The following is a 21,984-nucleotide window of genomic DNA, read 5'->3' on the forward strand; positions in this document are numbered from 1 at the left end:
CGTTCTCCTGTCGGGACGTGCGGGTCCGGCGGAACCGGACGGTGTCGGGCTGCGGTGGACGACGGTACGCGGGTCAGCCGCGGCCCTCGCCGTGCGACGCGAGGGCGAGCAGCCGCGCGGCGACGTCGGCACCGCCGGCGGGCTCCCGGGTCACGACGAGCACGGTGTCGTCGCCGGCGATCGTGCCGAGGACGGCGGGCAGCACGGACTGGTCGATGGCGGAGGCGAGGAACTGCGCAGCACCCGGCGGGGTGCGCAGGACGACGAGGTTCGCCGACGCCTCGGCCGTGACGAGCAGCTCCTCGCAGAGCCGCTCGAGCCGGGCGTCGAGCCACTCGGCGTCGATGCCGACCCGCGGGGTGCGGTCGCCGCCCTCGCCGGGGACGGCGTAGACGAGCCCGCCCTCGTGGCGGACCTTGGCCGCGCCGAGCTCGACGAGGTCGCGCGACAGCGTCGCCTGGGTGACGACGAACCCGTCGGCGGCGAGCAGCTCGGCGAGCTCGACCTGGGAGCGCACGGTCGTGCGCCGCAGCACGGCGACGATGTGCCGGTGCCGGGCGGTCTTCGTCGTCGCGTGCGTCTCGACGGGCACGGGCCGGGCGCCGGTCACCGCGACCGCCCCGCCCGGGACTTCTCCAGGAGCCAGACGAGGAGCGCCTTCTGCGCGTGCAACCGGTTCTCCGCCTCGTCCCAGACCGCCGACGCGGGACCGTCGATGACGGACGCCGCGATCTCCTTGCCGCGGTAGGCCGGCAGGCAGTGCAGGACGACGCACCCGGCGGCCGCGCGGACGAGCGCCGCCTCGTCGACGGCGAACGGCACGAAGGGGGCCGACCGGTCGGCTGCCTCGCCCTCCTGCCCCATCGAGACCCAGGTGTCCGTCGCGAGGACGTCCGCGCCCTCTGCCGCAGCCGGGTCGTGCGTGACGACGACTGAGCCGCCGGTGAGCTCGGCGCGGGCGGCGGCCGCTGCGACGACCGCCGGGTCGGGCAGGTAGCCCTCGGGGGTGCCGACCCGGACGTGCATGCCGGCGTTGGCCCCGGCGAGCAGGTAGGAGTGCGCCATGTTGTTCGCGCCGTCGCCGAGGTACGCCAGCCTGAGCCCGGCGAGCCGGCCGTGCCGCTCCCGGACCGTCTGCAGGTCGGCGAGGAGCTGGCACGGGTGGAACTCGTCGGTGAGAGCGTTGACGACCGGGACACCGGCCGCTGCGGCCATCGCCTCGACGCGGTCCTGGCCGAACGTCCGCCACACGACGGCGGACACCTGACGGCCGAGGACCCGGGCGGTGTCCTCGATGCTCTCGCCACGGCCCATCTGGCTGCCCTGGGCGTCGATGACGAGCGGGTAGCCGCCGAGCTCGGCGACGCCGACGCTGAACGAGACCCGGGTGCGGGTCGAGGACTTGTCGAAGATGACCGCGACGGCCTGCGGGCCCTCGAGCGGACGGGCCGCGAACCGGTCCTTCTTCAGCGCGTCGGCGAGGTCGAGCACCTCGAGGAGCTCGGACGGCGACAGGTCGTCGTCCCGGAGGAAGTGGCGCAGCGTCATGGGGGTCTCCTGGTCAGGACCGGCGGGGCGTCACAGGGCCGCGGCAGCGGCGTCGAGGGCGGCGGGCAGGGCGGCGACGAACGTGTCGGCCTGCTCCGCGGTGAGGATGAGGGGCGGGGCGAGGCGCAGCGCGTCCGGGCCGACGGCGTTGACGACGAGACCGGCCTGCAGCAACGCGTTCGCGGTCGCGGCGGCGACCGGTGCGCCGAGCTGGACGGCGACGAGCAGGCCCTCGCCGCGGGTGCCGGTGACGAGCGGGTGCCCCAGCCCCTCGACGCCGGAACGGATCCGGGCGCCGACGGTGCGGGCGTTCTCGAGCAGGCCGTCGCGCTCGACGACGTGCAGGGTCGCGAGCGCGGCCGCCGCGGCGACCGGGTTGCCGCCGAACGTCGTCCCGTGCTGGCCGGGGCCGAGCAGGCTGCCCGCGCGCTGGCCCAGGCCGACGACGGCGCCGACCGGGATGCCGCTGCCGAGGCCCTTGGCGAGGGTGACGACGTCCGGAACGACGACCGGCCCGGTGCCGGCGACGTCCGCGCCGAGGTGCGGGTGCTGGTGGGCGAACCAGCGCCCGGTGCGGCCGACCCCGGTCTGCACCTCGTCGAGGACGAGCAGGGCGCCGGCCGCCGACGTGATCTCCCGGGCCGCCGCGAGGTAGCCCGCCGGTGCGGGCCGGACGCCGGCCTCGCCCTGGACGGGCTCGAGGACGACGGCCGCCGTCCCCGGACCCACCGCAGCACCGAGCGCGGCGACGTCCCCGAACGGCACGTGGACGACGTCCCCGGGCAGCGGCTCGAACGGCTCGCGGTACGCGGGCTTGTGGGTCAGCGCGAGGGCGCCCATGGTGCGGCCGTGGAACGCGCCCTCGGCGGCGACCATGCCGCTGCGGCCGGTGCGGCGTGCGAGCTTGAACGCGCCCTCGTTGGCCTCGGTGCCGGAGTTCGTGAAGAACACCCGCGAACCGGCGGGCGCGTCGAGCAGCTCGAGGATCCGCTCGGCGAGGGCCACCTGCGGGGCCGTCGCGAAGAAGTTCGAGACGTGCCCGAGCGTGGCCAGCTGGGCGGTGACCGCGGACGTGAGGAACGGGTGCGCGTGACCGAGGACGTTGACGGCGATGCCGCCGAGCAGGTCGAGGTAGCGGGTGCCGTCGGCGTCCCAGACGTAGCAGCCCTCGCCACGGACGAGGACGCGCTGGGGCGTGCCGAAGGTGTTCATGACCGCCGAGGAGTACCGGCGCGTCCAGGCCTCGCCGCTGAGGCCGGCGGCGGACTGCTGCAGGTCGGCGGTCATGCGGTGGCTCCTGGGAGATCGGGGCTGTGCAGATCGGGCGGCAGATCGGGCGGCAGATCGGACCGGGGGTCGGGCAGCACCATCGTGCCGACGCCCTCGGGCGTGAAGACCTCGAGCAGGACGCTGTGCGGCACGCGGCCGTCGATGACCGTCGCCTCCGGGACGCCGCCCTGCACGGCGCGCAGGCAGGCCTCCATCTTCGGGACCATCCCGGACTCCAGGGACGGCAGCAGCTTCTCCAGCTCGGTGGTCGTGATGCTCGACAGGAGCGAGGAGCGGTCCGGCCAGTCGGCGTAGACACCCTCGACGTCGGTGAGGACGACGAGCTTCACCGCGCGCAGCGCCACCGCGAGGGCCGCGGCGGCGGTGTCCGCGTTGACGTTGAGCACCTGGCCGTCGTCGTCCGGCGCGACCGTCGAGACGACGGGGACGCGGCCGGCCTCGATGAGGTCGAGCACCGCGGCCGGGTCGACCTCGACGACGTCCCCGACGAGACCGACGTCGACGACCTCGCCGTCGACGACCGCCCCGCGGCGCTCGGCGCGGAACAGCCCGGCGTCCTCGCCCGACAGCCCGACGCCCCGACCGCCGTTCGCGTTGACGAGGCCGACGAGCTCGCGGCCGACCTGCCCGACGAGCACCATCCGGACGACGTCCATCGCCTCGGGCGTCGTGACCCGCAGCCCGCCGCGGAACTCGCTCGCGATCCCGAGCCGGCCGAGCATCGACGAGATCTGCGGCCCGCCGCCGTGGACGACGACCGGCTTGAGGCCGACGGACCGCAGGAAGACCATGTCTTGCGCGAAGGCGTGCTTCAGGGTGTCGTCGACCATGGCGTTGCCGCCGTACTTGACGACGACGATCTCGCCCGCGAACCGCTGCAGCCAGGGCAGCGCCTCGACGAGGACCTGCGCCTTGGCGCCCGGCGGCAGGGCCGCGACGGCGGCGGTGTGGTCGGCGGTGTTGTCGGTGGCCCGGTCGGTCATGTCGAGTAGGCGCTGTTCTCGTGGACGTAGTCGTGGGTGAGGTCGTTCGTCCAGACCGTCGCCTCGGCGGCACCGGCGTGGAGGTCGACGACGACGTGCACCTCACGGGCCGCCGCCATGTCGACCTTCGTGCGGTCCTCGCCGACGCCGCAGGCCCGGCAGACCTGGACGCCGTTGATGCTCACGTCGAGGGCGAGCGGGTCGAACTGCGCGGACGTCGTCCCGACCGCGGAGAGCACCCGGCCCCAGTTCGGGTCGTTGCCGAACACCGCGGCCTTGAAGAGGTTGCTGCGGGTCACGGCGCGCGCGACCTCGACGGCCTCGCCCTCGGTGGCCGCGTTGACGACCCGGACGGCGATGTCGTGGCTCGCGCCCTCGGCGTCCCCGACGAGCATCCGGGCGAGCGCGGCGCAGGCCTCCTCCACGGCGGCCGCGAAGTCCTCGGCGTCCGGGGCGACCCCGGACGCGCCGCTCGACAGCAGCAGCACGGTGTCGTTCGTCGACATGCACCCGTCGGAGTCGACGCGGTCGAAGGTGCGGGCGGTCGCGGCGCGCAGGACGGCGTCGAGGGCGTCCGGGTCGGCGACGGCGTCCGTCGTGAGGACGACGAGCATCGTCGCCAGCCCGGGGGCGAGCATCCCCGCGCCCTTGGCCATGCCGCCGACGCTCCAGCCGTTTCGGACGACGTGGACCGTCTTCGGGACGGTGTCGGTGGTCATGATCGCGACCGCTGCGGCCGGGCCACCGGTCACGGACAGCGTCGCCGCGGCCGCGTCGACGCCGGGCAGCAGCCGCTCCATCGGGAGCCGTTCGCCGATGAGGCCCGTCGAGCAGACGGCGACGTCCCCGGCGGAGACCCCGAGGACCCCGGCGACGTGCTCCGCCGTCCGATGGGTGTCGAGGAAGCCCTCGCTGCCGGTGCACGCGTTGGCCCCGCCGGAGTTGAGGACGACGGCGTCGACGCGGCCGTCCGCGAGGACCTGCCGGCTCCAGACGACCGGGGCGGCCTGCACCCGGTTGCTCGTGAAGACACCGGCCGCGGCGCGGGCCGGGCCGTCGTTGACGACGAGCGCGAGGTCCGGGCGGCCGCTCGCCTTGAGCCCCGCCGTGACCCCGGCCGCCCGGAAGCCCGCCGGGCCGGTCACCCCCGCTGGGGTGCCGGCTGCTGCCGACGCGCTCACGACAGCTCCGCGGCCTCGTCGCCGGGGACGACGACCGCAGGGACCCGCTCGGGGTGGCTCGAGTCGCCGGGGGCACCGGGGTGGTTGGAGCGGTCCTCGACGTCGTGCCCGGCCGCGTGCCAGACCGACGCCGCCGCCGCGGCCTTCGCCGCGGGCAGGAGCACCCAGTCGGTGTCGAACGTCGACACGGTGAGGACCGGGATCCCCGCGTCGGCGAGCGGCTTGAGCAGGGCGACGAGGATGCCGACCTGGCTGAACTCGAGCACCTCGTCGACGGTGACGGCGACGAGCGGACCCTCGACCGGGCCCGGGACGTCGTCCGGCACGCACGAGGTCGCGCAGACGACGGACGTCTCGTCCGCGGTTCGGGTGATGCTCACGAGCGGCGGCCCGACGGCCCAGTCGGGGTGGGGCGCGCCCGCCGGGAGGCGGACGACAGCAACAGCCTGGGGGTTGACGACGAGACGCACTCGATCTCCTCCGAGCACCGTGGCCGCAGGACGAGGGTGGCCCGTCGGCGCGGCGTTGTCGAGGGACGTCGGTCCGACGTCCCCGGCCGGGACTTGCGTTGCAGGGCCTCGCACGTCGTCGCGCGAGGTCGTGCGGGGTGCCGCCGCCGGACGGGCCGCGCCGGGAGGCAGTCCAGTGAGGGTACTCATGGTGCGAGCCCGCTGACCGGCAGCCCCCTGGCCTCGGCCAGGTCGAGGGCGAGGTTCGCGGACTGGATCGCGCCGCCGGCGGTGCCCTTCGTGAGGTTGTCCTCGCAGGCCACGACGACGACCCGGCCCGTCCGGGCGTCGACGGCGACCTGGAGCAGGACCGTGTTCGCGCCGAGCGTGTCGGCCGTCCGCGGCCAGCGGCCCTCGGGCAGGACGTGGACGAACGGCTCGTCGGCGTACTGCTCGACCCAGGCCGCGCGGACGGCGGCCGGGTCGGACGGCGCCCCGGCGGCGAGCCGCGCCGTGCAGGTCGCGATGATCCCGCGGGCCATCGGCGCGAGCGTCGGGGTGAAGGAGACCGAGACCGGGGCACCTGCGGCGAGGCCGAGGTTCTGCTCCATCTCGGGGGTGTGCCTGTGGACGCCGCCGACCCCGTAGGGGCTCATCGACCCCATCACCTCGCTGCCGAGGAGGTTCGCCTTCACGGCCCGCCCGGCGCCCGAGGTGCCGCTCGCGGCGACGACGACGACGTCCGGCTCGAGGAGCCCGGCGGCGAAGCCGGGCGCGAGGGCCAGGCTCACCGCCGTCGGGTAGCAGCCGGGGACGGCGACCCGCCGGGCCCCGGCGAGGGTCTCGCGCTGGGTGGAGCCGTCGGCCCGGACCAGCTCGGGCAGGCCGTAGGGCCAGGTGCCGGCGTGGTCGCTGCCGTAGAACTCCTTCCACGCGAGCGGGTCGGAGAGCCGGTGGTCCGCGCCGCAGTCGACCACGACGACGTCCGGCGGGAGCTCGGCGGCGATCGGGCCGCTGGCACCGTGCGGCAGCGCCAGGAAGACGAGGTCGTGACCCGCGAGCTGCTCGGCGTCGGTCGGCACGAGGACCCGGTCGGCGAGCTGCGGAAGGTGCGGCTGGTGGTCGCCGAGCAGGCTGCCGGCGCTCGACGCAGCGGTGAGGGCACCGATCTCGATGTCGGGGTGGCCGAGCAGGAGCCGGAGCAGCTCACCGCCTGCGTAGCCGCTCGCCCCTGCTACTGCCGCCCGGATGACCATGACGCATGACTATACATCGCAACGCATGTTCATGCACGTAGCCGGACCCCGGGCACACTCCGGGACCAGCGTAGCCCGGCCGTTCAGGCGTCCCGCAGGACGTACCGGCCGGTCCCGAGCCGTTTCGCCTCGTACATCGCGAGGTCGGCGCGGTGCAGCAGGTCCCCCGGCCCGGCGAGCCGCGCCGGGTGCGCCGCGACGACACCGCCGACGCTCGCACCGACCTGCACCGAGACGGCGGCGCGGTCGTCGGCCCTGCCGTCGAGCCGCACCGGCTCGGCGACGGCGTCGACGACCCGCTGCGCGACGAGGTCCGCGTCGGCCGCGCGACCGTGGACGACGAGCGCGAACTCGTCGCCGCCGATCCGCGCGACGAGGTCGCCCTCCCGGACGCAGGCACTGAGGCGCCGCGCGACGACCTCGAGGACCCGGTCCCCCGTCGCGTGCCCGTAGGCGTCGTTGACGGGCTTGAACCCGTCGAGGTCGAGGACGAGGAGCACGAGCCGGTCGTCCTCGCCCGCGGTGCCGATGGCCGCCTCGAGCACCTCCTCGAAGCGGGCCCGGTTCGCCAGACCGGTCAACGGGTCGTGGAACGCCTGGTGCCGGAGCCTCCCCGCGAGCCGGTCGCGGTCGCGCAGCGCGCGGTCCAGCTCGACGACCACGACGACCTGGCGGGCGACGACGAGCGCGGTGACGCAGACCGCCCCCACCGCGGCGACCCACCCGGGCCCGTCGAGCCCCCGGACGGCGAGCGCCTGGACGAGCAGCGCGTTCGAGATCACGACGGCCAGGAACGGCACGAGCGACAGCCGGCGCGGACCGGCGCGCCCGTCCCCCGCCCCGGTCCGGACGTGCACGAGCTGGACGGTGGCCGCGGCCGCCAGCAGCCCGTTGGCCACGACGTGCAGGAGGAGCACCGCGGACAGCAGGTCGCGGGCCACCAGGCCGGGACCGATCACCTGGAGGACGGTCTCGGCCCCCGCTGCGGCGACGAGCAGGAGACCCGCCGGCAGCGAGAACGGCCGGACCTGGCCGAGCGCGACCTTGGCGACGGCGAAGGTGGCGACGAGGAAGAGGCCCGGCCCGGTGAGGACGGCGAGCAGGGTGTCCGTCCGGCTCGAGCCGACGGTGACCCCCATGAGGTACGCGCCACCGGTCGCCGCCACCGCCAGGACGATCCCGAGGTCGAGGCAGAACCGCACCGCAGCCCGCCGCGACCCCAGCCGCAGCGGTTCGAGGAGGAAGGTGACGATGACGACGCCGGTGCCGGCGAGGACGAGCAGCCCCTGCACCGGGACGCCCACGGCCACGGCGAGCGTCACCTCCGGGCGGGTCGCGACGACGACCAGCTGGACGACGTCCCCGGCGAGGAAGGCCAGGCCGGAGACCGCGGCACCGCGCCAGACCCGGCGGGTCGCCGGCCCGGCGGTCGGCGTCCGGACGACCTGGTACGACCGGACGACGAGGGCGAGGTGGACCGCGGCGAGCAGGACCCAGACGAGGGCCACCCGGGCTCGCAGCGGGCCGAGACCGGCGAGGACCGCGACGGCCGCGCCGACGGCCACGGCGGCGGCGAGCAGGGCGGGCGGTCCGCCTGCCCGGGGCCGCGCCGCAGCGCGCAGCGTCGTCGCCGACAGGTTCACGGTGCTCCTCGCAGGGCAGCCCGATGACCTGGCCGGCGCGGGGCCACGCGCCGGTCACCCAGGACCCTGGCTGTCCCGGGACCGGGCAATCTAGCCGGTATCGTTCACATCCGAGGCATCCGGGCCGGATCGCCGCCTCGTGGTCGGCGGCCGGGGCGTTCCGGGACGTCAGCGGCCGACCGGGTCCCCCGGGCCGTACGCGTGGATGCCGAGCGTGCGCGCGTAGCGGCCGCGACCGTCGTGCGCCGCGGCCGCGAGGGTGCCCGGGGTGTCCAGCCCGGCCCGCAGGAAGCAGCCGGACCAGGCGTCGAGGTCGCCGCGGGCCGCGGCGGCGACGAGGGCGACGAGGTCGGCGGGCTCCGTCCACTCGGTGCGGTCGGCGTGCATCGCCATCGCGGCCGTCATGTCGGTGCGGACCGTCCCCGGCGAGATCTCGAAGGCGCGCAGGCCGCGGTCGGCACCCGCGAGGTGCAGGTTGCCCCCGACGCGCATGAGCCCGGCCTTCGCGGCGCAGTAGGCGGAGTAGATCGCGCGGTCCTCGGCACCGGCCCCCGAGCTGAGGTCGACGACCCGGCCGCCGCCCCGCGCGAGCATCCCGGGGACGACGGCCCGCACGCAGTGGAAGGGGCCGCGCAGGTCGACCTCGACGACCCGCCACCAGTCGTCCGGGTCGGCCTCCCACACCGGCACCTCGACCGGGTCGATGACGCCGGCGTTGTTGACGAGCAGGTCCGCGGGGCCGAGCGCCGCCTCGAGCACGGCGACGGCCGCGACCACCTCGGGGTACACGGTCACGTCGGCGGCGGCGACCGCGACGGTGCCGCCGGTGGCGCGGATCGCGTCGGCCACCGGGGCGGCGCGCGCGGTGTCCCGGACGAGCAGCCCGACGGCCAGGCCGTCCGCGGCGAGCCCCTCGGCGACCGCCCGGCCGAGGCCCCGGTTGCCCCCGGTCACGAGGGCGACACGGGCGGGCGGCGGGACGGTCGGGCTCGTCATGGGACCAGCGTGCCAGGGCGCGCGGGCCGGTGCGCCGCGGTGGCCGGGCGGGTGGGGTGCGCGTCCCGGTCCCGGCGCGGCGGCGTCCTCAGCAGCCCGCGCCGCGCGTGCGCTGGGCGGCGAGCGCGGTCGTCCGCGCCGCGCCCGTGAGCAGCTTCGGGCGGCCGGAGACGATGACCGCCGGGTCCCAGGCGGTGCTCTTGACGCCGCGGGCGGTCACGGTGAGCGAGAGGACGCCGGTCTGCGCACCCGCACCGGGGCGGGCGTAGAAGACGAAGTTCCCCATCCCGTAGTGGACGACCGCGCCGGCGACCTTCGTCTGCGGCTGCAGGACGTGGGCGTGGCTGCCGACCACCGCGTCGGCACCCGCCGAGGCGAGCGTGCGGGCCACGTCGGCCTGCCGGGCTGTCGGGCAGGTGCGGCGCTCGACGCCCCAGTGCAGCAGGACGACGACCACCTCGACACCGTCGGCCTTCTCGGCCCGGACGGCGCGGGCGAGCCGGGCCAGCCCGGTGCCCTTCGTCGTCGCCAGACCCGCGCGGGAGGTGGTCGCCGGCCACGTCGTCGTGGCGAACGAGTCGAGGACGTCGGTCGCGGCGAAGACCGAGACCCGAACGCCACGGATCGTCCGGCGCAGCGGCGCGAAGGCCGCCGCCGAGTCCGCGCCGGCGCCGAGGACGGGGAAGGACGCGTCCTTCGCCGCGGCGAGCGAGTCCCGCAGACCGACGCGCCCGTAGTCCATGCCGTGGTTGTTCGCCATGCTCACGGCGTCGACGCCCGCCGTGCGCAGCGCCGCGAAGGCGCGGGGCGGCGCGCGGAACGTGTACTGCTTCGGCTCCGGGGTGCCGCGTGTCGTGACGGCGGTCTCGAGGTTGACGACCGCGAGGTCCGCAGCCTTCAGCACCTTCGCCGCGGTCCCGAGGTTGCCGTCCAGGGCCGCCTCGGAGGCGCCCTCGAAGTGGACGTCACCGGCGAAGGCCAGAACGACCGGCTTCGGGTCCCGGACCGGGAGCGCGGTGGCGTCTCGGCCGGTCAGCACGAGCACCGAGCCGACGAGGGCGGTGACGAGGAACGCCCCGGCGGACCGGACCACGGTGGGGGCCGGGCGGCGTCGCAGTGCCGTCGCATGTCTCACGGCGCGCACTGTACGGATCAGGCCGGCGACGCCTGCCGTGCTGCGCCGGGACACGCCGCCCAGCAGGCCCGTCAGCAGGCCCGTCAGCAGGCCCGTCAGCAGGCCCGTCAGCAGGCGGTGCCGCGCTCCTCCTGCGCCCGCGCGGCGGCGGCCTTGTCGGCCCCCGTGAGCAGCACGGGCCGGCCGGCGCGGATGACGGCGGGTGCCCAGGTGCTGCCGCGCACGCCGGCACCGGTGACGGTCACGGTGAGGACGCCGGACTGCACGGCGGCCCCGCCCTTGGCGTAGAAGACGAAATTGCCCAGTCCGTAGGCGACGAGCGTGCTGCCGACGGTGGTCTGCGGCTGGAGCACGTGCGCGTGGCTGCCGACGACGGCGTCGGCACCCGCCTCCGCGAGGACGCGGGCCACCTCCTCCTGGCGTGTCGTCGGGCAGGTGCGCCGCTCGACGCCCCAGTGCGTCATGACGACGACGACGTCGGCCCGGCGGGCCGCGCCGCCGGCCTTCTCGGCCCGGACGGCGTCCGCGAGACGGGCCAGCCCGGCGTCCTTCACCGCGGCCAGCCCGGGCCGCTGCGGCGCGGCCGGCCACGAGGTGACGGCGAAGGAGTCGAGGACGTCGGTGGCGGCGAAGACCGACACCTTGACGCCCCGGACGGTGCGGCGCAGCGGGGCGAACGCGGCGGCGTCGTCCGCGCCGGCACCGACGACGGCGACCTTCGCGGCGCGGGCCGCGGCGAGGGAGTCGATGAGGCCGGCCCGGCCGTAGTCCATGCCGTGGTTGTTCGCCATGCTCACGGCGTCGACCCCGGCGTCCGCGAGCGCCGTGAACGCCCGGGCCGGCGCGCGGAAGGCGTACTGCTTGGGCTGCCGGTTGCCGCCGGTCGTCACCGCCGCCTCGAGGTTGACGACCGCGAGGTCGGCCGCCGCCAGGACCTGCGCGGCCTGGCCCAGCCCGTCGTCGAGCGCTGCGGCCGACGAGCCCTCGAAGTGGACGTCGCCCGCGAACGCGAGCGTCACCGCGCTCGTCGACGGTGCGGCCGCAGCGTCCGGTCGCCCGGCGTCGGCCCGCACGACGCCGACCACCGCGACGACGACGACCGCGGACGCGGCGAGCAGCGCCAGGACGTACGGCACCGGCACGCCGCGCCTGCGCGCAGGCCGCACCGGGCCGCGGGCCGGTCCCCCGTACGTCGCCATACGCCGGACGATACGTACCCGCTGTCCGGTTCGCGCGTCGCGCGGCGTGACACGCCGGACGGGTCAGGCCCCCCGGAGCACCGCCCCGGTGCGCGCACCGGCCTCGGCGACGGCGGCGTCCCGGGCGGCCGCCGCCTCGGCGGCCGTCAGGGTCCGGTCCGGGGCCCGCAGCCGCAGCGCGAAGGCGAGCGACTTCTTGCCCGCGCCGACCTGGGGGCCGGTGTAGACGTCGAAGAGGCGGACGCTCTCGAGCAGGCTGCCGGCGCCGGCGCGCAGCGCCGCCTCGACGGCTTCGGCGGGGACGGCCTCGTCGACGACGAGCGCGACGTCCTCCTTCGCGAGCGGGAACGTCGGTACCGGGACGGCGCGCCGCAGCTCGCCGGACGCCGCGACGAGCACGTCGAGGTCGACCTCCGCGGCGACGGTCCGGGCGGGCAGCGACAGGGCCGAGACGACCTTGGGGTGCAGCTCGCCCGCGTGGCCGACGAGGGTGCCGTCGACCTCGAGGCGCGCGCACCGGCCGGGGTGCCACGGCGCGTGGCCGGCGTCCTGGGTGACCGTCGCGTCGACGCCGAGGGTGCGGGCGACGAGCAGGGCGGCGTCGAGGGCGTCGGTCCAGTCCGCGGGGCGGGCCGGGCCGTACCAGCCGGGCAGCACCCGGTTGCCGGCCATGACGACCGCCACCCGGCGTGGCTGCGGCGGCACCGCGGCCTGCAGCGCCGCGAGGTCGCCGTCCGCCGGCAGGACGCCGACCGGCAGCTGCGGGGCGACGGCGTCGAGCCGCTCGGGCCGGGTCACGAGACCGGTCTCGAAGAGCGCGACGTCCGTGGCGCCGCGGCCGACGTTGCGGCGCAGCGCGTCGAGCAGCGTCGCGAGCAGCGACGTGCGCATCTCGGGCTGCTCGTCGGAGAGCGGGTTCGCGAGCCGGACGGCCCGGCGGCGGGCGTCGTCCGCGTCGAGCCCGAAGGCGTCGTGCACCTCCGGCGCGACGAACGGGTACGTGAGCACCTCGACGAGCCCGTGCTCGGCGAGCGCCCGGGACACCGAGCGGCGTGCCGTCTGGCTGTGGCTGAGGCCGCGGCCGGCCGGGGCGACCGGGAGCACCGACGGGATGACGTCGTAGCCGACGAGCCGCGCGACCTCCTCGACGAGGTCGACGGGGATGCGCAGGTCGGGCCGCCAGGACGGCGGCGTCACCGAGAGCGCCGCGTCGCCGGCCGGGGCGACCCGGCAGTCGATGCGCTCGAGGTGCGCGACGACGTCCTCGCGGGTCAGCGGCACCCCGATGACGCGCTCGGCAAGCCCCACGGGCAGCTCGATCGCGGGCACCGCGGCGCGCTCGTCGACGTCCGTCACAGCGGCGGCCTCGCCGCCGCCGTGCTCGACGAGGAGCCGGACCGCGAGCTCCGCGGCCCGGTCGGCGAGGTCGGTGTCGACGCCGCGCTCGAAGCGCCGGCTCGCCTCGGTGGAGAGCTTGTGCCGGCGTGCAGTGCGGGCGACGGTGATCGGGTCGAAGTGCGCGGCCTCGACGAGCAGGCTCGTCGTGCTGTCCGTGACCTCGCTGCTCGCGCCGCCCATGACGCCGGCGAGCGCCAGGACGCGGGCGCCGCCGTCGTCGGTGATGAGCAGGTCCTCGGGGTCGAGGGTGCGCTCGACGTCGTCCAGCGTCGTGAGCTTCTCCCCCGCCGTGGCCCGCCGGACGACGACGGGGGCGATGAGCCGGTCGAGGTCGAAGGCGTGCAGCGGCTGGCCGACCGCGAGCATGACGTAGTTCGTCACGTCGACGGCGAGCGAGATCGGGCGCATGCCGGCCTGCTCGAGGCGGCGCTGCATCCACGCCGGCGACGGCCGGGTCGGGTCGACGCCGCGGACGACCCGGGCGACGTAGCGGTCGCAGCCGGGGACACCGTGGATCGGGGCGTCGTCCGCGAGCCGGACCTCGAACCCGTCGTCCGTCGGCTTCGGGACGTCGACCGCGGCCGGGTCGGTGAACGCGGCGCCGGTGCTCAGCGCGTAGTCGCGGGCGACGCCGCGGACGCTCAGCGCGTAGCCGCGGTCGGGTGTGACGTTGACCTCGACGGTCTCCTCGCCCAGGCCCAGCAGCGCGATCGCGTCGGTGCCGACGGGGGCGTCGTCCAGGCCCATCTCGACGAGCCGGATGATCCCGTCGTGGTCGTCGCCGAGCCCGAGCTCGCGGGCCGAGCAGATCATGCCGTCGGAGACGTGGCCGTACGTCTTGCGCGCGGCGATCGGGAACGGGCCGGGCAGCACGGCGCCGGGCAGGACGACGACGACCTTGTCCCCGACGAGGAAGTTGTGCGCGCCGCAGACGATCCCGCGCGGGCTCCGGGTGCCGTCAGCGTTCTCGATATTGAGGTCACCGACGTCGAGGGAGCACCAGCGGATGACCTTGCCGTTCTTCTGCGGCTCGTCGACGAACTCGAGGACCCGGCCGACGACGAGCGGCCCGGTGACGCCGCCGCCGTGGATGCCCTCCTCCTCGAGGCCGACCCGCACGAGGTCGGCCGCGACCTGCTCGCCGGTGGCACCCGCGGGCAGCGCGGCGTACTCCGCGAGCCAGGGAAGCGGAACTCGCATCACAGACCCATTCCGTAGTGGAGGCTGAAGCGGACGTCGCCCTCGACCATGTCGCGCATGTCCTCGATGCCGTGCCGGAACATCAGGGTGCGCTCGAGGCCCATGCCGAACGCGAAGCCCTGGTAGCGCTCGGGGTCGACGCCGCAGGCGGCCAGGACGTTCGGGTGGACCATGCCGCAGCCGCCCCACTCGATCCAGCCCGTGCCGCCGCAGGTGCGGCAGCCGGTGTCGGCGCCCGCGCAGACGAAGCAGCGCAGGTCGAACTCTGCCGACGGCTCGGTGAACGGGAAGAACGAGGGCCGCCAGCGGGTCACGGCGTCCGGCCCGAACATCGCGCGGGCGAAGTGGTCCAGGGTGCCGCGCAGGTGCGCCATCGTCAGGCCCTCGTCGACGGCGAGGCCCTCGACCTGGTGGAAGACCGGCGTGTGCGTCGCGTCGAGCTCGTCGGTGCGGAACACCTTGCCCGGCACGCAGACGTACACCGGGACGCCGCGCTCGAGGAGCGTGCGCGCCTGCACCGGCGACGTGTGCGTGCGCAGGACGAGGCCGCTGCTCGGCGGGTCGACGAAGAAGGTGTCCTGCATCTGCCGGGCCGGGTGGTCCGGGCCGAAGTTCAGGGCGTCGAAGTTGAACCACTCGGCCTCGAGCTCCGGGCCCTCGGCGACCTCCCAGCCCATCGCGACGAAGACATCCGCGACCTGCTCGGCGAGGGTCTGCAGCGGGTGCCGGGCACCGCGCGGCGTGCGCTCGACGGGCAGCGTGACGTCGACGGCCTCCTCGACGAGGACCCGCGCGTCCCGCTCGGCCTCGAGCTCGGTCTGCCGGGCCGCGAGCGCGGCGTTGACCCGCCCGCGGGCCTGCCCGACCCGCTTGCCGGCGTCGGCCCGCGCGGCGGGCGGCAGCGCGCCGATCTCGCGGTTCGCGAGGGCGATCGGGCTGCGGTCGCCGGCGTGGTCGAGCCGGGCCTGCTTGAGCTCGCCGAGGCTGCCGGCCGCGGCGATCGCGGAGAGCGCGTCGGCGACGAAGCGCTCGATCTCGGCGTCGCCGAGCGTCGCGACCTCGACCGGGTCGTACTGCGTGTTGGGTCCAGACATGGGGTGTCGTCGTCCAGTCAGTCAGGTTTCGGGTGCCGCGCATCCGCGTCCGCCGGCCGGACCGACGGCTCGGCGGCGGCTGCCCCGAGTCTCCCAGATGTGCGGGGCTGCTCGCGCACGGGTTATGGGGGCGGGCTGGAGTGGGTGGCGGGCTGCGTGGCCACCGTCCTCTGGAGGGGTACGCACCCTTCCCGGACGTTGTCGCGTCCATCACCCGCCAGAGGACGCCCACTCACCGACGAGGCACCGTCCTCTGGAGGGATACGCACCCTTCCCGGACGTTGTCGTGTCGATATCCCGCCAGAGGAGGCCCGGCGCGAGCCAAGGACCCGACGACGTCGATGAATGCGTGGATGGTCGGGTCCTCCTGCACGTCCGAGCGTGCGAGCGGGCACAACCATCGACGCATCCATCGACGCGCCCGTCGTCGCGAACCTGGGCGGTATCCCCCGGGTCGCGCGGTCACCATCGGACGCGGGAAACGCACGTCTCGGCCCCGTGCTGCGGGTGCGCGTCCTGTGGAGGGATATGCACTCTTCCCGGGCGGTGAAGCGTGCAGGACCCGCCAGAGGACGGTCGGTCAGAGCGGGCGGTGGGCGCGGGCGGCCGCGTAGAGGCAGACCGTCGCGGCGGTGCCGAGGTTGAGGCTCTCCGCCTGGCCGTGGACCGGGACGCGGACGACGGCGTCGGCGAGCGCGCGGTCGGCCTCGGGCAGGCCCCAGGCCTCGTTGCCGAAGACCCAGGCCACCGGGCCGGCGAGGCCGGCGGGAGCGGCGGCCTCTGTGCCGGCGCCGGCGGGAGCGGCGGCGTCGGTACCGGCGTCGGTACCGGTACCGGTGCCGGCGGCACCGGAGCGGCGGGCGTCCTCGGCGGCGTCGAGGAGGGCGTCGAGGTCGACGTCCCCGGCGCCGTCCGCCGCGTAGACGGTCAGGCCGGCGGCGCGCAGGGCGGCGACCGCGTCGGCGAGCGGGACGCCGGTGACAACAGGGAGGTGGAACAGGCTGCCGGCGGTCGACCGGACGCACTTGGGGTTGTGCACGTCGACGCTGGCGTCGGTGAGGACGACGGCGTCGGCGCCGGCGGCGTCCGCGGCGCGGATCACCGTGCCGGCGTTGCCGGGGTCGCGGACGTGCGCGAGGACGGCGACGAGCCGCGGTGCGCGGGCGACGACGTCCGCGAGCGGGACGTCGACGAGCCGGCAGACGGCGAGCAGGCCCTGCGGCGTCACCGTCTCCGTCATCGCCGCCATCACCTCGTCGGTGACGGGGACCGGCTCGACGCCGCGGGCGCGGGCCGCGTCGAGGATCGCGGTGTGCCGGTCGGCGGCGTCGTCCGTCGCGTAGAGCGCGAGGACCCCGGGACCGGCGACCGCCTCCCGGACGGCCTGCGGCCCCTCGACGGCGAACCGGCCCTCACGCACACGTGCGGAGCGCCCGGAGAGCCTGCGCACCGCCTTCACCCGGTCGGACCGGGGGTTGGCGAGCGACGCAGGCCCCGGGCGCTCCGGGACGTGCTTGCTGCTGTTCAGTGCTGTGCCGTACGGCGCGCGACGACGGTGCTCAGGCCGCGGGCTCGGCGGCCGGCGTCGCCGGCAGGGCCGCCTTCGCCGTCGCGACGAGCACGGTGAAGGCCGCGGCGTCGTTGACCGCGAGCTCGGCGAGCATGCGGCGGTCGACCTCGACACCCGCGGCCTTGAGGCCCTGGATGAAGCGGTTGTAGGTCATGCCGTTCTGGCGCGCAGCGGCGTTGACGCGCTGGATCCAGAGCCGGCGGAAGTCGCCCTTGCGGGCGCGGCGGTCGCGGTAGGCGTAGCCGAGGGAGTGGGTGACCTGCTCCTTGGCCTTGCGGTAGAGCCGGGACCGCTGGCCCCGGTAGCCGCTCGCGAGCTCGAGGGTCTCCCGGCGCTTCTTCTGGGCGTTGACCGCCCGCTTGACGCGTGCCACGTCGATTCTCCTTGGTACGTCAGCTGCAGTGCTGCAGCGGGGAAGGCTGCTGAGGGCAGGTGTCGGCGCGTCGGGCGGTGGCCGCTGAGGTCGCGGCCACGCCCGGGCGGCTCACAGGCCGAGGAGGCGCTTGATGCCCTTGGCGTTGGCCGGGGCCAGCGCGACGTCCTGGGCGAGGCGCCGCGTCCGCTTGGACGCCTTGCCCTCGAACAGGTGGCGGCGGTTGGCCTGCTCGCGCATGACCTTGCCCTTCCCGGTGACCCGGAAGCGCTTCTTCGCGCCGCTGTGCGTCTTCATCTTCGGCATGGCTGCCGTACTCCCTCGTCCGGGCACCCCAGGGGCGCCCTCGTCCGGTCGGGCCGCGCTCGGCGCACGGCTCGATGGTGCAGTGGTGCTCGGTACTTCTTCTGGTGCGTGGTGCTGCTTCGGTGGCCGCCGGCCGCCGGGCTCAGGCCTCGGCGGACTCGGTGACCGTGACGTCCGCGACGTGGTCCTCGGCGCCCTGGTGGCCCTCGGCACGGTCCTCGGTCTTGCGCGCCCGCATCTCGGCCTTGGCCTCGGCCTTCTTCTTGTGCGGCCCGATCACCATGACCATGTTGCGGCCGTCCCGGGTCGGCGAGCTCTCGACGAACCCGAGCTCGGCGACGTCCGCCGCCATCCGCTGCAGGAGCCGCTCGCCCATCTCGGGGCGGGACTGCTCACGGCCACGGAACATGATCATGACCTTGACCTTGTCGCCGGCCCGGAGGAACCGCTCGACGTGGCCCTTCTTCGTGCCGTAGTCGTGCGGGTCGATCTTGAGCCGGAGCCGGATCTCCTTGAGGACGGTGTTGGCCTGGTTGCGCCGGGCCTCACGCGCCTTCATGTCCGACTCGTACTTGAACTTGCCGAAGTCCATGAGCTTGCAGACCGGCGGGCGCGCCTGCGGGGCAACCTCGACGAGGTCGAGGTCGGCCTCCTGGGCCAGCTGCAGCGCCTGCTCGATGCGGACGATCCCGACCTGTTCCCCGTTGGGGCCGACCAGCCGCACCTCGGGGACACGGATACGGTCGTTGATCCTCGGCTCGCTGATGTGGTGCTCCTTCTCACGTCGGTGGGACCACCGCACACGAGAAAGGCTCCCGGACGCGGACGCGCAGGGAGCCTCGAGGACCACGGCCACGGCAGCGACGCCGTGACTCGGCCCTGCCGACCACGGCAGGGCGACCCCTCCCGAAGGAGTGGCCTGGACCGGAACCCGGACCGCTTCGGTGCTGCGGTGACAGGTGGGAGAGACTCCACTTGCGTACCAGGCCTAGACCTGGTCGGTCAGTCGCACAGACTACCAGCACCCGGGGGCAGGGTCCGAACCGGCCGTCAGGCCGGGACGAGCGCCGCCGCCCGGGACCGGCGCAGCCGCAGGATTCCCAGCCCGGCGAGGGCGAGGACGACGCCCGCCGCCCCGACCGCGGCGAACCCGGCCCAGGCGCCGTGCGCGTCGATGGCGACGCCGGCGAGCGGGGCGCCGACCGCGCTGCCGACCTGGAGCGCCGACCCGTGCCAGCCCATCGCCTCGCCGCGCACCGCCTCCGGCACGAGCCGGACGATCGCCTCGGACGTCGAGGTGATGACCGGTGCGCACAGCGCCGCCGCAGGCAGCATCGTCAGCGCGAGGAGCCACGGCGACGGCGCGAGACCGACCGGGATGCTCAGCACGCCCAGCCCGAGCAGCAGCAGCAGCGGCGACACCGGCCGGTGCAGGGTGCCGTAGACGAGGCCGCCGACGATCGACCCGATCCCCCACGCGGCGAAGATCAGGCCGGTGAGGGCGAGCGCGCTGTCCGCCCGCAGGTGGGCGACGACCGACACGTCGGTGCCGGCGAGCACGACGGTCGCGGCCGCCGTCGCACCGAGGACGGCGAGCATCGCCGGGCTCGTCAGCCGGCCCCGGGCGGGCACGGGCACGGCGGCCGGGACCAGCCCGACGGCCGCGGCCTGTTCCTCGGCGGCGACCTCGGCGGCCACGCCGTCAGCGCTGCGGGTCGGCGGGTCGAACGCGATGAGCGCGAGCCCGGAGACGACGATGCAGCCGCCGACGGACAGGATCGCGGCGGACGTCGACAGCTGGGTCGCGAGCAGCACGCCGAGCGCGGGGCCGGCCATGAAGGACAGCTCGACGCCGACCGAGTCCAGCGCCATCGCCGACCGGCGGCTCCCGGCCGGCACCATGACGGCGAGCGACTGCCGCATGACCGTGAAGATCGGCAGGCTCAGCACGCCGCCGACGATCGCGAGCGCGAGCAGCAGCCGGTAGCCGACGAACGGGGCGGTGCCCCAGACGAGCGCCGACGCGACGACCGACGGCACGAGCGCCCGGCGCAGCCCCTGGGTGTCGACGGCGCGCCCGCGCCACGGCGAGCCGATCGCCATCCCGACCGTGGACGCCGTCCCGACGAGCCCGGCCGCCGCCCAGCCGCGGCCGAGCGGGCCGACGACGTGCAGCGACAGCACGATGCCGGCCGCCGTCTGCGGGACCCGCGCCAGCACCCCGAACAGGAGCAGGCGCAGGACACCGGGGACGGACAGCACGGCACGGTAGGGAGCGAGGGCCACTGCCCCATGGTTGCAGGATCGTCCGACAACTTGCCTGCCGATATCGGCCCTCGGACGGGCCGGGGCGGCTGCGTTGGCCCGGCCCGGCGGCTGTGCTCTGCTGGTGCGGTGCCCGGCACCGACCTCCCGGGGCGCCGGACGCGACGAGGGCCGCTCCCCGTGCGGGGAGCGGCCCTCGTGCGTGGACCGTGGGCGTCCGGGGTCAGGACGTCTGGGTCTGGACCGGGCAGGCCGATCCGGTCGCCGGGTCGGAGTCGGTGCAGACGATCCGGCCCTGGATCGACGGGGTGAGCGGCGAGGTCGCCGTCACGGCGTCCGCGAGGACCTGGTCGAGGATCTCGCGGCTCACGGACCGGCTCGTGACGACCGGGTAGCCGTCACCGCCGGATGCCATGAAGTCGTTCTCGGCGAGCGTGTAGGACGTGGCCGCGGTGAGGTCCACGGCCGCCCCGGTGCACGCGCCGTCCGCGGCCTGCCGGACGGCCGAGGTGACCCGCGAGCCCGCGGCCGCCTGGATGTCGTACGTGAAGCACAGCCCCGACACCTGGGGGAAGCGGCCGTCGATGGCGGGCATCCGGCTGACGCCGTTCTCGAGGAACGTCTTCAGCTCGGCGCCGTCGATGCTCGTCGTCGTGGCGACGTTGCCGAACGGCAGGACGGCGAGCACCTGGCCGCGGGTGATCTGGTTGAGCACCGGGCCGGCCACAGGGCACAGCCCGCTGCCGCCGCCGGTGGCGGGGCAGGTGAGCCGGTCGCGCAGACCGCCGGAGTTCGTGATGGCGAAGTCGGTGCCGTACCGGGCGCGCATGGCGTCGGTCGTGACGTTGCCGACGAGCGACTCGCAGGTCCGGCCGTTCCCGGTCCCGCACGAGTCCGTGCGGAGGATCTCCCGGTTCGCGCTGCCGATGACGGTCCCGAGGATCGGGGTCACCTGGGCGCTGTAGGAGTCGACGAGCGCGGCGACGGCCGGGTCCGGGGTCGTGCCGGTGCTGACCGGGGTGAAGAAGTCGACCGCCTTCGCCGTGACGCCGCGCCGCTTGTCGACGGTGAGGTTGACCCGGCTGTACGTCAGGCCCTTGCTCCGGTTCTCCGTGACGAGGGCACCGTTGACGGTCCCGCTGTACTGGATGTCGGTGTGGTCGCCGAGGATCAGGTCGAAGCCGGTCACCCCGCGGGCGAACTCGACGAGCGGCCCGAACGCCTGGCCGGTCGCGTCCTGGCCGGTCACGCCGGCGTGGATGAGACCGATGACGACCTGGGCGCCGGCCTTGCGTGCGATCGCGCGCTGCCTGTTCGCCGCGGCGACCGGGTCGGTGATCTCGATGGTGCCGAAGTTCCCCGGGAACACCAGGGTGGGCGCCTCCGGGTTCGTCAGCCCGATGACCGCGACCTTGACGCCGCCCACCTTGAAGATCCGGAACTTCTCGACCTCGTCGAGGTTGGCGTCGAGGTTCTTGAGGTTCGCGGACAGGTAGCGCACCCGCTTGCCGGGGACCGTCGGGGCGTCGGTGCGGGCGAGGTCGATCTGGCTCTGGAGCCGGCCCAGACCCGCGTCGAAGTTGTGGTTGCCGAGCGTGTCGGCGTCGAAGCCCATGAGCCGCATGGCGCGGATCGTCGGCTCGTCGGCGAAGAACGAGGAGATCGGCGGGGTCGCTCCGACGGCGTCCCCGGAGGTGAGGGTGAGGGTGTTGCGGTTCTCCGCCCGGTGGGCGTTGAAGTAGCCGGCGAGGGTCGCGGCCCCGCCGACCTGGGCCGTGCCGACCGTCAGCGGGACGATCTGGCCGTGCCAGTCCGAGACGTTGAGCACCTGGATCGTCACGGGGGCGTCCGCGGCGGTGGCGGCGGGGATCCCCACGGTGCCGAGCAGCGCCGCGGCCGAGGCGAGGCCGAAGGCGATGAGGCGGGCATGACGAGGACGTGTTCGGCGCATGAGCGACCTCCGGGTCGTCGGGCTGCGTGCGGGTGGACGCGCGCGTGCCTGACGTCCGAGCCCCCCTCAAGGCCCGTCCGGTCGTGCGCAGTGATCGCTGTCTACCAGGTCCGCACCCCCGTGTCACCGGGTGCGACGCAGGTCACG

19 protein-coding genes are annotated in these 21,984 nt (G+C 75.3%); all 19 read right to left on the reverse strand.

Going from position 1 to position 21,984, the window contains the following annotated elements:
- Positions 1-73 precede the first annotated feature (73 nt).
- Complete coding sequence (locus tag EDJALFJO_RS24350; protein WP_233150014.1) at positions 74-610, reverse strand: arginine repressor; 537 nt, start codon at positions 608-610, stop codon at positions 74-76.
- A complete protein-coding gene (gene argF / locus EDJALFJO_RS24355) occupies positions 607-1,548 on the reverse strand; it encodes an ornithine carbamoyltransferase (RefSeq protein ID WP_088288907.1) in 942 nt (313 codons plus the stop codon). The genes EDJALFJO_RS24350 and argF overlap by 4 nt, the downstream gene beginning before the upstream one ends.
- 30 nt (positions 1,549-1,578) lie before the next feature.
- On the reverse strand, positions 1,579-2,835 hold the full coding sequence (locus EDJALFJO_RS24360; RefSeq protein ID WP_088288908.1) for an acetylornithine transaminase: 1,257 nt from the start codon (positions 2,833-2,835) through the stop codon (positions 1,579-1,581).
- A complete protein-coding gene (gene argB / locus EDJALFJO_RS24365; protein ID WP_088288909.1) occupies positions 2,832-3,821 on the reverse strand; it encodes an acetylglutamate kinase in 990 nt (329 codons plus the stop codon). Before argB ends, EDJALFJO_RS24360 begins: the two co-directional genes overlap by 4 nt.
- Complete coding sequence (gene argJ / locus EDJALFJO_RS24370; protein ID WP_233150015.1) at positions 3,818-5,002, reverse strand: bifunctional glutamate N-acetyltransferase/amino-acid acetyltransferase ArgJ; 1,185 nt, start codon at positions 5,000-5,002, stop codon at positions 3,818-3,820. Before argJ ends, argB begins: the two co-directional genes overlap by 4 nt.
- On the reverse strand, positions 4,999-5,472 hold the full coding sequence (locus EDJALFJO_RS24375; RefSeq protein WP_198950600.1) for an ACT domain-containing protein: 474 nt from the start codon (positions 5,470-5,472) through the stop codon (positions 4,999-5,001). Before EDJALFJO_RS24375 ends, argJ begins: the two co-directional genes overlap by 4 nt.
- A gap of 185 nt (positions 5,473-5,657) precedes the next feature.
- Positions 5,658-6,707, reverse strand: coding sequence for an N-acetyl-gamma-glutamyl-phosphate reductase (gene argC, locus EDJALFJO_RS24380; RefSeq protein ID WP_088288912.1), 1,050 nt, complete (start codon positions 6,705-6,707; stop codon positions 5,658-5,660).
- An 83-nt stretch (positions 6,708-6,790) separates the two neighbouring features.
- On the reverse strand, positions 6,791-8,350 hold the full coding sequence (locus EDJALFJO_RS24385) for a GGDEF domain-containing protein (protein WP_088288913.1): 1,560 nt from the start codon (positions 8,348-8,350) through the stop codon (positions 6,791-6,793).
- 168 nt (positions 8,351-8,518) lie between these two features.
- Entirely contained in the window at positions 8,519-9,346 is an 828-nt protein-coding gene (locus EDJALFJO_RS24390) for an SDR family NAD(P)-dependent oxidoreductase (protein WP_088288914.1), read from the reverse strand.
- Between the two features lie 88 nt (positions 9,347-9,434).
- Positions 9,435-10,481, reverse strand: a complete 1,047-nt coding sequence (locus EDJALFJO_RS24395; protein ID WP_198950601.1) for a CapA family protein — start codon at positions 10,479-10,481, stop codon at positions 9,435-9,437.
- 107 nt (positions 10,482-10,588) lie between these two features.
- Complete coding sequence (locus tag EDJALFJO_RS24400; protein ID WP_088288915.1) at positions 10,589-11,680, reverse strand: CapA family protein; 1,092 nt, start codon at positions 11,678-11,680, stop codon at positions 10,589-10,591.
- 63 nt (positions 11,681-11,743) lie between these two features.
- Complete coding sequence (gene pheT, locus EDJALFJO_RS24405; RefSeq protein ID WP_198950602.1) at positions 11,744-14,278, reverse strand: phenylalanine--tRNA ligase subunit beta; 2,535 nt, start codon at positions 14,276-14,278, stop codon at positions 11,744-11,746.
- The gene (pheS, locus tag EDJALFJO_RS24410) at positions 14,278-15,372 is read right to left on the reverse strand and encodes a phenylalanine--tRNA ligase subunit alpha (protein ID WP_088288917.1); all 1,095 of its coding nucleotides are present in this window, start codon (positions 15,370-15,372) and stop codon (positions 14,278-14,280) included. The genes pheT and pheS overlap by 1 nt, the downstream gene beginning before the upstream one ends.
- Before the next feature lie 580 nt (positions 15,373-15,952).
- Positions 15,953-16,822 (reverse strand): RNA methyltransferase, encoded by an 870-nt coding sequence (locus tag EDJALFJO_RS24415; RefSeq protein WP_088288974.1) that lies wholly within the window; start codon positions 16,820-16,822, stop codon positions 15,953-15,955.
- A gap of 109 nt (positions 16,823-16,931) precedes the next feature.
- A complete protein-coding gene (rplT, locus tag EDJALFJO_RS24420) occupies positions 16,932-17,315 on the reverse strand; it encodes a 50S ribosomal protein L20 (RefSeq protein WP_088288918.1) in 384 nt (127 codons plus the stop codon).
- Between the two features lie 111 nt (positions 17,316-17,426).
- Entirely contained in the window at positions 17,427-17,621 is a 195-nt protein-coding gene (rpmI, locus tag EDJALFJO_RS24425; protein ID WP_088288919.1) for a 50S ribosomal protein L35, read from the reverse strand.
- Positions 17,622-17,763: 142 nt separating this feature from the next.
- Positions 17,764-18,423, reverse strand: coding sequence for a translation initiation factor IF-3 (gene infC, locus EDJALFJO_RS24430; RefSeq protein WP_088288920.1), 660 nt, complete (start codon positions 18,421-18,423; stop codon positions 17,764-17,766).
- A gap of 248 nt (positions 18,424-18,671) precedes the next feature.
- On the reverse strand, positions 18,672-19,907 hold the full coding sequence (locus tag EDJALFJO_RS24435) for an MFS transporter (RefSeq protein WP_088288921.1): 1,236 nt from the start codon (positions 19,905-19,907) through the stop codon (positions 18,672-18,674).
- Between the two features lie 202 nt (positions 19,908-20,109).
- Positions 20,110-21,837, reverse strand: coding sequence for a bifunctional UDP-sugar hydrolase/5'-nucleotidase (locus tag EDJALFJO_RS24440; protein ID WP_088288922.1), 1,728 nt, complete (start codon positions 21,835-21,837; stop codon positions 20,110-20,112).
- Between the last annotated feature and the right edge of the window lie 147 nt (positions 21,838-21,984).

The sequence above is a fragment of the Kineosporia sp. A_224 genome (assembly GCF_002198655.1).
GTDB lineage: Bacteria > Actinomycetota > Actinomycetes > Actinomycetales > Kineosporiaceae > R-H-3.

Coding starts and splice junctions, on each gene's coding strand:
- EDJALFJO_RS24390 (WP_088288914.1), bottom strand. CDS start 9,346: ATGACGAGCCCGACCGTCCCGCCGCCCGCCCGTGTCGCCCTCGTGACC.
- argC (WP_088288912.1), bottom strand. CDS start 6,707: ATGGTCATCCGGGCGGCAGTAGCAGGGGCGAGCGGCTACGCAGGCGGT.
- EDJALFJO_RS24400 (WP_088288915.1), bottom strand. CDS start 11,680: ATGGCGACGTACGGGGGACCGGCCCGCGGCCCGGTGCGGCCTGCGCGC.
- argF (WP_088288907.1), bottom strand. CDS start 1,548: ATGACGCTGCGCCACTTCCTCCGGGACGACGACCTGTCGCCGTCCGAG.
- rpmI (WP_088288919.1), bottom strand. CDS start 17,621: ATGCCGAAGATGAAGACGCACAGCGGCGCGAAGAAGCGCTTCCGGGTC.
- argB (WP_088288909.1), bottom strand. CDS start 3,821: ATGACCGACCGGGCCACCGACAACACCGCCGACCACACCGCCGCCGTC.
- EDJALFJO_RS24440 (WP_088288922.1), bottom strand. CDS start 21,837: ATGCGCCGAACACGTCCTCGTCATGCCCGCCTCATCGCCTTCGGCCTC.
- pheT (WP_198950602.1), bottom strand. CDS start 14,278: ATGCGAGTTCCGCTTCCCTGGCTCGCGGAGTACGCCGCGCTGCCCGCG.
- pheS (WP_088288917.1), bottom strand. CDS start 15,372: ATGTCTGGACCCAACACGCAGTACGACCCGGTCGAGGTCGCGACGCTC.
- EDJALFJO_RS24360 (WP_088288908.1), bottom strand. CDS start 2,835: ATGACCGCCGACCTGCAGCAGTCCGCCGCCGGCCTCAGCGGCGAGGCC.